This window comes from Polaromonas sp. P1_E1_2 (assembly GCF_056406035.1).
The window spans coordinates 1-10,098 of sequence record NZ_JBFUAZ010000089.1; the positions used below are offsets into that span (position 1 = coordinate 1).

Annotated in this window: 12 protein-coding genes and 1 pseudogene; 8 read left to right on the top strand and 5 right to left on the bottom strand. The window is 61.4% G+C overall.

Annotated elements, in window-relative coordinates:
- The 3 genes from AC1D1P_RS06820 to AC1D1P_RS06830 all read left to right on the top strand — a co-directional run.
- Positions 1-290 (top strand): hypothetical protein (locus AC1D1P_RS06820; RefSeq protein ID WP_477672488.1); only part of this gene is annotated, 290 nt, incomplete at its 5' end.
- Between the two features lie 138 nt (positions 291-428).
- Positions 429-2,645: a copper-transporting P-type ATPase gene (locus AC1D1P_RS06825; protein WP_477672489.1), complete on the top strand. Its 2,217-nt coding sequence runs from the start codon at positions 429-431 to the stop codon at positions 2,643-2,645.
- A 90-nt stretch (positions 2,646-2,735) separates the two neighbouring features.
- On the top strand, positions 2,736-3,134 hold the full coding sequence (locus tag AC1D1P_RS06830) for an SRPBCC family protein (RefSeq protein WP_477671411.1): 399 nt from the start codon (positions 2,736-2,738) through the stop codon (positions 3,132-3,134).
- Positions 3,135-3,136: 2 nt separating this feature from the next.
- Here AC1D1P_RS06830 and AC1D1P_RS06835 read toward each other — a convergent pair whose 3' ends face one another.
- Positions 3,137-3,763: a LysE family translocator gene (locus AC1D1P_RS06835; protein ID WP_477672490.1), complete on the bottom strand. Its 627-nt coding sequence runs from the start codon at positions 3,761-3,763 to the stop codon at positions 3,137-3,139.
- 119 nt (positions 3,764-3,882) lie between these two features.
- Here AC1D1P_RS06835 and AC1D1P_RS06840 point away from each other — a divergent pair, with 119 nt between their 5' ends.
- Complete coding sequence (locus AC1D1P_RS06840) at positions 3,883-4,563, top strand: DNA-3-methyladenine glycosylase I (protein ID WP_477671409.1); 681 nt, start codon at positions 3,883-3,885, stop codon at positions 4,561-4,563.
- A 1-nt stretch (position 4,564) separates the two neighbouring features.
- Here AC1D1P_RS06840 and AC1D1P_RS06845 read toward each other — a convergent pair whose 3' ends face one another.
- The 4 genes from AC1D1P_RS06845 to AC1D1P_RS06860 all read right to left on the bottom strand — a co-directional run bounded on the left by AC1D1P_RS06845 (position 4,565) and on the right by AC1D1P_RS06860 (position 7,867).
- Positions 4,565-5,539 carry a magnesium and cobalt transport protein CorA gene (locus AC1D1P_RS06845; RefSeq protein WP_457279273.1) on the bottom strand — a complete coding sequence of 325 codons (975 nt, stop codon included), beginning with the start codon at positions 5,537-5,539 and terminating at the stop codon, positions 4,565-4,567.
- Between the two features lie 69 nt (positions 5,540-5,608).
- Positions 5,609-6,082 carry a MaoC family dehydratase gene (locus AC1D1P_RS06850; protein WP_477672491.1) on the bottom strand — a complete coding sequence of 158 codons (474 nt, stop codon included), beginning with the start codon at positions 6,080-6,082 and terminating at the stop codon, positions 5,609-5,611.
- 17 nt (positions 6,083-6,099) lie between these two features.
- Positions 6,100-7,395, bottom strand: coding sequence for an MFS transporter (locus AC1D1P_RS06855; RefSeq protein WP_477672492.1), 1,296 nt, complete (start codon positions 7,393-7,395; stop codon positions 6,100-6,102).
- On the bottom strand, positions 7,388-7,867 hold the full coding sequence (locus AC1D1P_RS06860; RefSeq protein ID WP_477671406.1) for a MarR family winged helix-turn-helix transcriptional regulator: 480 nt from the start codon (positions 7,865-7,867) through the stop codon (positions 7,388-7,390). The genes AC1D1P_RS06855 and AC1D1P_RS06860 overlap by 8 nt, the downstream gene beginning before the upstream one ends.
- A gap of 48 nt (positions 7,868-7,915) precedes the next feature.
- Between AC1D1P_RS06860 and AC1D1P_RS06865 the strand changes: the two genes are divergently transcribed.
- The 4 genes and pseudogenes from AC1D1P_RS06865 to AC1D1P_RS06880 form a co-directional block, all read left to right on the top strand.
- Positions 7,916-8,479, top strand: coding sequence for a PaaI family thioesterase (locus tag AC1D1P_RS06865; protein ID WP_477671405.1), 564 nt, complete (start codon positions 7,916-7,918; stop codon positions 8,477-8,479).
- A gap of 369 nt (positions 8,480-8,848) precedes the next feature.
- Positions 8,849-9,151, top strand: coding sequence for a hypothetical protein (locus AC1D1P_RS06870; RefSeq protein ID WP_477671404.1), 303 nt, complete (start codon positions 8,849-8,851; stop codon positions 9,149-9,151).
- Entirely contained in the window at positions 9,121-9,522 is a 402-nt protein-coding gene (locus AC1D1P_RS06875; RefSeq protein ID WP_477671618.1) for an N-acyl amino acid synthase FeeM domain-containing protein, read from the top strand. The genes AC1D1P_RS06870 and AC1D1P_RS06875 overlap by 31 nt, the downstream gene beginning before the upstream one ends.
- Before the next feature lie 101 nt (positions 9,523-9,623).
- A pseudogene (locus AC1D1P_RS06880) lies at positions 9,624-10,098 on the top strand (histidine kinase); the annotation flags it as partial.

The window sequence follows — 10,098 nt, forward strand, 5'->3', positions numbered from 1 at the left end:
TGCCGATGGTGCGTATGGACGAGCACATGAAAGCCATGCGCACCATGCACGACCGCATGACGCGCGCAAAAACCCCCGAAGAACGTAGTGCCCTGATGGCTGAACACCACAAACTCATGCAGGAAGGCATGAGCATGATGGGTGGCATGGGCGGGATGATGGGCAACATGCAGGGCCCAGGCAACGACCCGGCCGCGCGCCAACAGATGATGGAAAAACGCATGGAAATGATGCAGTCCATGATGCAGATGATGATGGACCGCCTGCCTCCGGTTCCAGCCAAACCCTGAGTTTTGCAGCGTCGCCAGGGGCGGAGCGCTGCGACTCCAGGAGATGCCAACGGCGGGCTTGACCTTTCCCCTATGGGAGGGTTTATCTTTCCTCGATGCCTGATTTTCAAGCCTGCAACGCGGGAAAGGATGCCCTTCATGAACCACGCCCACTCTCCTCACTCATCTCACTCATCTCAAGCTTCTCACGGGTCCAGCACGGCGGCCGTCGGCGCTGCAACGCCAACCGTCCATGGCGATACCACGGTGGCCGGCGGCACGGTCTATACCTGCCCCATGCATCCGGAAATCCGGCAGGATCACCCGGGCAATTGCCCGATCTGCGGTATGACGCTGGAGCCTGTCATGCCCAGCCTCGACGAGGATGAGAATCCGGAATTGCTATCTTTCACGCGCCGCTTCTGGTGGACGCTGCCGTTGAGCATGATGGTGACGGTCCTGGCCATGTTCGGCCACCAGCTCGGCTGGTTCGACATGACTGTCCAGAGCTGGATAGAACTGGTGCTGAGCCTGCCGGTCGTATTGTGGGCAGGCTGGCCCTTCTTTGTGCGTGGCGCGCAGTCAGTCGCCCACCGCAGCCCGAACATGTGGACCCTGATCAGCCTGGGAACAGGCGCGGCCTTTGCCTACAGCGTGGTCGCCACCCTCACGCCCGGTGTGTTCCCGGAGTCGTTTATTTCCATGGGCCGTGTAGCGGTTTACTTTGAGGCGGCGGCCGTGATCATTTCACTGACGCTGCTCGGCCAGATGCTGGAGCTGAAGGCGCGCTCGCAAACTTCCGCCGCAATCAAGTCATTGCTGGGGCTGGCGCCAAAAACCGCGCGGCGCATCAAGGCCGACGGCACCGAGGAAGACGTGCCGCTAACCCACGTGCACGTGGGCGACAGCCTGCGCGTGCGCCCCGGCGAAAAAGTGCCCGTCGACGGCGTCGTTACCGAGGGCGGCAGCGCCGTTGATGAATCGATGCTGACCGGAGAACCCCTGCCCGTGAGCAAGCGTCCGGGCGACAAGCTGATAGGCGCCACGCTCAACACCAGCGGCGCCCTGGTGATGCGCTCCGAGCGCGTCGGCGCGCAAACCATGCTGTCGCAAATCGTGCAGATGGTCGCGCTGGCCCAACGCTCGAAGGCACCCCTGCAGCGCATGGCCGACCAGGTTGCCGGCTGGTTTGTGATGGCCGTAGTGGCCGTGGCCGTGCTGACCTTTCTGGGATGGGGATTTTTCGGCCCGCAGCCGAGCTGGGTTTACGGCCTGATCAACGCGGTGGCGGTGCTGATCATCGCCTGCCCCTGCGCGCTGGGCCTGGCCACGCCGATGTCCATCATGGTCGCCACGGGCAAGGCGGCTGGCCAGGGCATTCTTTTCCGCGATGCGGCGGCGATTGAACACCTGCGCACCGTCGACGTATTGATCGTCGACAAGACCGGCACGCTGACGGCCGGCAAACCGGCGTTCGACCGCGCAGTTCCCGCAGTGGGCTTCAGCGCCGACGAAGTGCTGCGGCTGGCCGCCAGCCTGGACCAGGGCAGCGAACACCCATTGGCCGAAGCCATGGTGGCCGCAGCACGCGCGCGCGGCCTGGCGCTGGACACGCCAGAGAACTTCGAGTCCGCCAGCGGCATCGGCGTCAACGGGCGTGTAGCCGGCCGGCTGCTCGCACTCGGCAATACGGAGTTGATGGCGCAAGCTGGCGTGTCAGTAGATTCGCTGCTGGCCCAGGCGGAGGCCCTGCGGGCCGAAGGCGCCAGCGTGATGCACCTGGCGGTCGACGGCAAGCTTGCGGGCCTGCTCGCCGTGGCCGACCCGGTGAAAGCCAGCACGCCCGAGGCGCTGGCGGCGCTCAAAGCCGCTGGCTTGCGCGTGATCATGGCCACAGGCGACGGCCTGACCACAGCCAAAGCCATCGCCGGGCGCCTGGGCATTGACGAAGTGCACGGCGGCGTGCAGCCGGCAGACAAGCTGGCACTGGTCAAGCGCCTGCAAGATGAAGGCCATATCGTTGCCATGGCCGGCGACGGCATCAATGACGCCCCGGCCCTGGCCCAGGCCAACGTGGGCATTGCCATGGGCACAGGTACCGACGTGGCCATGAACAGCGCCCAGATCACGCTGGTCAAAGGTGATTTGCGCGGCATCGCGCAAGCCCGGAAAATTTCGGAGGCGACGATCGCCAACATGAAGCAGAACCTCGGTTTTGCCTTCGTCTACAACTCCCTCGGTGTCCCGCTGGCCGCGGGGCTGCTCTTTCCCTTTACCGGCTGGCTGCTGTCGCCCATGATCGCGGCCCTGGCGATGAGCCTGAGTTCGGTGTCGGTGATCAGCAATGCACTGAGGCTGCGCGGGAAGCGTTTGTAACCGGTGCTTAACAGGGCTGACTTCGCCCGGTTTGATTGCTATGCTGCGATGACAAGGCGCCACCCCGGCGCCAGCCAGACTGGGGTCGCCATGGCCACGATCTACAAGGAATTCACCGTCGACGCCGGCATAGACAGCGTCTGGGACGCGCTGCGCGATTTCAACGCTGTGCACCGGCGCCTTGCGCCGGGCTTCGTGGTCGATTGCAAACCTGGCGAAGGCAGCCGCACCGTAACCTTTGCCAACGGCATGGTCGCGCACGAAGTGCTGGTGGGCATCCATGAAGGGATGCACCGCCTCAGCTACACCGTGGTCGGCGGCAAGGCCACCCATCACATGGCTTCGGCGCAGCTGTTTTCCGAGGGCGAAAACCGCACCCGCTTTGTCTGGATCACCGACGTGCTGCCCGATGCACTGGGGGAATACATCGACACGATGATGACCCAGGGCGCGGCGGTGATGCAGCAGGCACTCGGCAGGCCGGCCTGAATTCAGGCCGGCCGCTTGGCCAGCAAGGCCCAGACACCGGCCATGGACAGCAGCGAGCCGCCCGCGAAATTAAAACGCCGCTGAGCGCGCGGTGAGGCCAGCAGTGTACGGGCCGACGCGGCAAACACCGCATACAGCGTGGCGTTCAGGCTGGCCATCACCACAAAGGTCACCGCCAGCACCCAGAGCTGTCGCGTCACGTCGGCGCCGGGGTTGATGAACTGGGGCAGGAAAGCCACAAAAAACACAATGCCCTTGGGGTTGAGTGCAGTGACCAGGTAAGTGTTGCCGAACAGCTTCCACAAGGAGCCAGGCACCTCGGGCGCTGCCGCCTGCATGGGCGAAATTCCGGCGCGCAGGAGCTTGATGCCCAGGTAAAGCAAATACAGGCCACCGGCCCACTTGACTAGCGTGAACCAGAAGGCCGATGCCGCGAGCAAGGCGCCCAGGCCGAACAACGAGACCACCAGCGCCGTCGAGTCACCCAGCGCCACGGCGGCCACCAACGGGATGTTGGCACGCTTGCCGTGCGCCATCGAGTAGCTGATGACCGTCAGGATGGTCGGGCCCGGGATGATGAGCAGGACGGCGGTTGCGGCGACGAAAGCGAGCCAAAGCTGGATGGACATGGTGCGTTGTTCCGAAGTTGTGGATCGATGAAAGGGAGCGTGCTTCATGATACTGCCGGGCGGCCAAAGATGAATCACCTCACCCGCACGGCCCTGCCCGCATTTGCCTAAAATTGCCCATGCCTTCCGCCATCCCGCCCAAGCGCCCCAACGTTGCACCCTCCCCGGCTGCCGGCCTTTTTATCGATGACACCCACACCGCGCGCTGCGCCTGGTGCCAGGCGACGCCCATCTACCGCAACTACCACGACAGCGAGTGGGGCTTTCCGGTGGACGATGAACGCCGGCTCTTCGAAAAAATCTGCCTTGAAGGTTTTCAGGCCGGCCTCAGCTGGCTGACCATCCTGAACAAACGCGAATCCTTTCGCAGCGCGTTCGCCAACTTCGATGCCGAGCAGGTGGCCCGCTTTGGCGAGCGTGACATCAAACGCCTGGTCAATGACGCCGGCATTGTGCGACACGCGGGAAAGATTGCTTCGACCATCAACAATGCCAAGCGCGTCATCGAGCTCCGAAAAGAATTTGGCTCGCTGGGCGCTTTTGTCTGGCGGCTGGAGCCCGAAGCCAAGAGCCGGCCCGCACGCATCACGCACGAGGCCGTGAAAGCCATGCCGACTTCTCCGGCCTCCATCGCACTGTCCAAGGATTTGAAGAAACGCGGTTGGAGCTTTGTGGGCCCCACCACGATGTATGCCTTCATGCAGGCCATGGGCCTGGTCAACGACCATATCGAAGGTTGCGCCAGCCGCAAGTCCGCGCTGGCAGCGCGCACGGCGTTTACCCCGCCTCGCGTGTCGTAACTTAAAGCCAGCGTGCGCGCTTGAAACGCCAATAGAGTAAAGAGCACGCCACCACAATCATGCTGATGGCCATGAGGTAGCCGTAACGCCATTTGAGTTCGGGCATGGCTTCGAAGTTCATGCCCCATATGCCGGCAAACGCTGTGCAGACCGCAAAGATACTGGCCCAGGCCGCGAGCTTCTTGGTCACTTCGCTCTCTTCAATCGTCACCATCGCCAGGTTCACCTGGATAGCAGTGCCTATGGTGTCACGCATGTTTTCGATCAATGCGTTGATGCGCGACAAATGGTCAACCACGTCGCGAAAATAATCCTGCACTCCACTGCAGATCTGAGGAACCCGGCCGCCATAGAGTTTGCTGGCCCCTTCGAGCAGCGGCGCCACTGCGTGCTTGAGCACCATCACGCTGCCCTTGAGTTCGTAGAGCCGTTCGATATTCTTTCGCGCAGCACCGGGCGTGAAGATTTCCTTCTCGATCAGCTCCAACTCGGTCTCGAGTGCGTCGAGGATGGGAAAGTAACGGTCAACCACCGCATCCATCAGGGCGTACAGCACAAAACCCGAACCGTTGCGCAGCAGCTCCGGTTCGCGCTCGCAGCGTTCACGCACGCCCAGAAACCCCTTCTGGCTGCGGTTGCGCACCGAGAGTACATAGTTTTTCCCGGTGAACACATCCACCTCGCCGACGTGGAGCTCGCCCGGCTTGTCGTTGGACTGCTCAATCAGGTGCAGCACCGAAAACAGCGAAGCGCCGTATTCCTCGATTTTTGGGCGTTGGTGGCCGTGCCGGGCATCTTCGACCGCCAGTTCATGCAGGCCGAACTCATGCTGCATTTCTTCAAGCTCTTCCGGCGTGGCGTCCTGCAGCGCCACCCAGACGAAAGCATCGGGACGGCAGATGTAGTCGCTGATCTCGGTGACCGGGATGTCGGCAAGCTTGGTGCCGTTCTGGTAGACCACGCAATTGATAAGCATCTGATGTTTCCCGCAAGTTGTCTGCCTGCATGAATTCTGGCACAGCGCTGATATGCCGTCACGCTGAGATCAGGGTGGGCGGCGCGGAACCACCAGGTTGTAGACGGATTGCTGCAGCACCTCGCCGTGCTGGTTGAGCGTCTGGCTGCGCACCACCGCCCTGCCTCTATCGGGCCGCGAAGCTGAGGGCGTCACGCTCACCACTTCTGTCTCTACATGCAGCACATTGCCGGGGCGCGTGGGTTTGGGCCAACTGATCTCGCCCCCTGCGCCTATGATTCCGCCGGCCAGCGGCAAACCACCACCCACCAGCAGCCGCATCGTGACAGCCGCCGTGTGCCAGCCGCTCGCGGCCAAGCCGCCAAAGAGTGTGGCTTTGGCTGCTTCGTGGTCCAGGTGAAATGGCTGCGGATCAAACTGCGCGGCAAACGAGGTGATCTGCGCCTCATCCAGCGCGTGCTCGCCACTGACGAAGCGGTCGCCGGGCTGCAAGTCCTCAAGGTAGCGCAATGCGGTAGCGGCGGTTTTGGGGACCTTGCTCATGCCTTGTTTTTTCACCTTCAGGCTGCGGCCTTGGCAGCCATTTGCCGCGGCAGCAGCGCTTCGCGGATCGGCAGGTTCACCAACGCGGCGCCTGTGGCCAGCACGATGTCGATGTACCAGACCCAGTCGTAGCTGCCGGTTGCCTGGAATATATAGCCGCCCAGATAAGCACCCAGGAAACCACCCACCTGGTGCGACAACATCACCACGCCGAACAGCATGGCCATGTTGGCCGTACCGAACATCTTGGCGACCAGGCCCACCGTGGGTGGAACGGTCGAAAGGAAGGTCACGCCCATGACGGCGGCGAAGATCAGCATCACGGCCGGGGTCTTGGGCGCCAGCAGGAAGAGGAGTACGGCGAGGCCACGCGTTGTATAGAGCAGCGCCAGCAAGGACTTCATGCGCCAGCGGCCGACGGCCCAACCCATGGCCAGACTGCCGACGATGTTGAAGAGGCCAATCATCGCAAGCGACCAACCGCCAATTTCGGGCGGCAAACCACAGGCCGCTATCACGCCGGGGAGGTGAGTCGCCAGAAACGCCACGTGAAAACCGCACACCAGAAAACCCGCCGCGAGGTAACGATAGCTAGGCGTTGCGATGGCCTGGCTAATGGCTTGACGTGCGCTCAGCGCTTTCGTGCCCGAGGCCGCCGCAGCCTGGGCTGCCAGCGCATTCGAATTGCCTTTCAGCACCAGCACCGCAGGCACCGCCAGCAGCACCAGCGCGCCCAGCCACTGCATTGCACTGGCCCAGCCGACAGCGGCTGTGAGGCCAATGGCGATAGGCGCCATCGCGAACTGCCCAAAAGAGCCGCCCGCGTTGACGATGCCGGTGGCCAGGCCGCGCTTTTCAGGCGGCACCAGGCGTGTGCTGGCGGCCATCAGCACAGAAGGCCCGGCCATCCCGGCACCGCCCGCCGCAAGCACGCCGATGGCAAAGATCAGGCCGGCTGTGCTGGTCATCAGCGGCGTGATGATGGTGCCAATCGCCACCAACACAACACCCATGAAGATCACACGGCCAGTACCGATGCGGTCAGCCACCGCGCCGGCGAAGGGCTGCGTCAGCCCCCACCAGAGTTGGCCGAAAGCGAAGGCCAGGCTGATGCTGCCGATACCCAGTGCGGTCGAAGTATTGAGCGCAGAGAGGAACAGGCCCATGGTCTGTCGCACGCCCATGGTGAGGGCAAAGGTGCCGCCGGCAGCCAGTAGGACCAGCCACATCGCGATGCGGCGCGCCGGCAGTGCAGTGGAAGAAGCGGAAGGCGTGACGCTGGACGGGGAAGGGGAAGGCTCGGGGTTACTCATCATCAGCTCCAGATTCGATGGGGGACAAAAGCTCTAAAGATTCGTTGATCAGGTTATGCAGGGCCAGCACACGCCCGGCGCCCAACAGTGCGTTGAGCTGCTCCTGCGCAGCCCTCCACCGTGATCGGGCCTCCTCACGCTTGGCACGGCCCGCGTCAGTCAGCACCACGGTACGGCTGCGCGCATCGGTGCCTGCGGCGAGCTCAATCCAGCCGGCGTCGATCAGCGGCTTGAGGTTGCGCGTGAGGGTGGAGGCACTCATCTTCATGCCACGCGCCAGCTCGCCCGGTCGCATGGGGCCCAGCTTCAGCACATAAGTCAGCAGGGAATACTGCGTGGTCTTCAGTCCGGCCTTGGTCATTTCCAGGTCGTAGTGGTGCGCGACGCGGCGCATCAGCTGGCGCAGCTTGACATTGGTGCAGCCCTGCACTTTGAGTTCGGCCTGGGTTGACAGGCGGGTTTTCTCGCTCATAATTTGATTGTAGGTACAATCATTGTATATGCAACATTTATAAATGCCATGACCCTGCAAGACACATTGACTCAGTGGATGGAACAAAGCGCCGCAGTGCGCGCCCGCATGATGGACGGCGGCGGCAAACCCGGTCTGGCCCGACCGGAAGACGTCACAGGCAAGACCGGCATGGAAGTGATGCAGGCCATGCTCGCCGGCCAATTGCCCTACCCCCACATTGCTGAAACACTGGATTTCTCCCTGATTGAGGTTGAGCCCGGTAAAGCCACCTTCCAGGGCACGCCGCAGCTCAAGCACTACAACCCGCTGGGCACTGTGCACGGCGGCTGGTACGCCACGCTGCTCGACTCCGCCGTGGGCTGCGCCGTGCACACCATGATGCCGGTCGGCCGGGCCTACACCACCGCCGAACTCAGCATCAACATCGTGCGTGCCGCCTCACACAAGACCGGCCCGCTGCGCGCCATCGGCACGGTGATCCACTGCGGCCGCCAGTTGGCAACGGCCGAGGGCCGCATCGTCGGGCCGGACGGCAAGCTGTATGCGCATGCGACCACGACCTGTCTGGTGTTTGAGGTCGGGGGAGCCAAGGCTGACCAAGGCACCTGATACAAGCCAATGTGGCGGTGAATGGAAATCCCCGACGCATCCACCGCCACGGTCACCGGAAAATTCTCCAGTTACGCCACTTGGCCGGCATGCCCCCCCCCAAAAAGCCGGTTCGATGACCTGACCGAGAGATCCTTGAAGAAGGGCTCATACCAGGACCAAAAATCCCGGCAGACTGTCCGCATGCGGACAATTTATGTTCTTTTTTCGATTCGCCCCGCTATTCAAGCGGAATATGCGGGGAAGCCCCTGTTATATCYGACAGGGTAAGGCTTGATTCAGCCTTGCACGGCGCATAGACTGCGCGAACATCAAAAGAAGAATAAGAGCATTTGGCAAGACAAGCACTCAACCTGGAAATGCAACGCAATGATTACCTCCCCGAACGACCATGCGCCAACCCCCTTTCAGGTTCTGCACCAGCCGATGGATGCTCCAGGCGCCATTTTCCTCACCGGCGGAACACCCTTCATTTCGGCATCTCCCCGGGGAAACTTCGCCGAGGAAATCACGCTCTGCCATCTGGATACTCCGTTAAAGATGGAAAAGGTCCAGAGCCTGCGCGGCCACATCAACCTGCCGTCAGGATGCCGTGACGCGCGGTTTTTTGAACAAGAAAAAAAAGAGACGAATTGGGCTTTGTGTTTGCGTTTGAGTTCCAACGCGTGGTGATTGGCACCTTGAGGCTGGTTCCCATGCACAAGGGGCTGACCTCACTTGAAAAGCTGTTGGCGGAAAAACAATTGATTGAGCCAGAGACCTGCCGAAACAGCTGGGAAATCGGGCGCCTTGTGCTCAATCCTGATTACAGAAGCGGCCCCGATCTTGTGAAGCGATGCATATTTTTGGGTGTTTCGTATCTTGCGCGGCATACCGATGGGCAAGACCTCTTTGCCTCCTGCACGCCGGTGCTGAGCCGCTTGTACAGGCGTTTCGGGTTTTCCACCATCGCCAACAATATACGGGTGGATGGGGCGGACGAATCGTTTGCCCTGATACATGGACAGGTACCGGACATTCTCAAATCGTCTGACTGTCAGTAAGTCATGCACGGGAATATTTCATATTGCAGCCGCATCCTCCACCAGAGACCGGAAGAAGCTGCTGTTGATGGTTTTTCCGCGTCAACAGGATTGAAATATATATGGGCTGGTTAAAAAGACTCTTTGGCCACTATGAGGCTTACCACGCACATGGCAGGCCCTTGCTCAAATACATTGGCATCGTAGGCGCCCTGACCTATGTGGTGTTTTACCTGATACGGTTCACGAAACCCAATCCTCGTCCCTACGATGACCTGGGAATGCGGGTGCTGGTCGTAATTCTCTTTACCGCGCTGGCGATGAAAAATCGCTGGCCCCAGAAGCTGAAGAAATACTACTTCGCCTATTCCTACTGGGCATTGATTTATTGCCTGCCGTTTTTCAACGTATTTCTATCGCTGAAGCGGCACGGAGGTATCCCCGCGATCTCCAACTGTTTTATCGCACTCAGTTTTCTGGTCATGATCGCCGACTGGCGCAACACGATTGCCATGTTGGTAATCGGTTGCGGCAGCGCGGCGTTGCTGTACGTCGCCATCACGCCCAACCCCTCAATCCCCATGGACATGGTGGCCC

Bases quoted from the DNA above. Each gene is read 5' to 3' on its own strand.
- AC1D1P_RS06825 (WP_477672489.1), top strand. From the start codon at position 429: ATGAACCACGCCCACTCTCCTCACTCATCTCACTCATCTCAAGCTTCT.
- AC1D1P_RS06830 (WP_477671411.1), top strand. From the start codon at position 2,736: ATGGCCACGATCTACAAGGAATTCACCGTCGACGCCGGCATAGACAGC.
- AC1D1P_RS06835 (WP_477672490.1), bottom strand. From the start codon at position 3,763: ATGTCCATCCAGCTTTGGCTCGCTTTCGTCGCCGCAACCGCCGTCCTG.
- AC1D1P_RS06840 (WP_477671409.1), top strand. From the start codon at position 3,883: ATGCCTTCCGCCATCCCGCCCAAGCGCCCCAACGTTGCACCCTCCCCG.
- AC1D1P_RS06845 (WP_457279273.1), bottom strand. From the start codon at position 5,539: ATGCTTATCAATTGCGTGGTCTACCAGAACGGCACCAAGCTTGCCGAC.
- AC1D1P_RS06850 (WP_477672491.1), bottom strand. From the start codon at position 6,082: ATGAGCAAGGTCCCCAAAACCGCCGCTACCGCATTGCGCTACCTTGAG.
- AC1D1P_RS06855 (WP_477672492.1), bottom strand. From the start codon at position 7,395: ATGAGTAACCCCGAGCCTTCCCCTTCCCCGTCCAGCGTCACGCCTTCC.
- AC1D1P_RS06860 (WP_477671406.1), bottom strand. From the start codon at position 7,867: ATGAGCGAGAAAACCCGCCTGTCAACCCAGGCCGAACTCAAAGTGCAG.
- AC1D1P_RS06865 (WP_477671405.1), top strand. From the start codon at position 7,916: ATGACCCTGCAAGACACATTGACTCAGTGGATGGAACAAAGCGCCGCA.
- AC1D1P_RS06870 (WP_477671404.1), top strand. From the start codon at position 8,849: ATGATTACCTCCCCGAACGACCATGCGCCAACCCCCTTTCAGGTTCTG.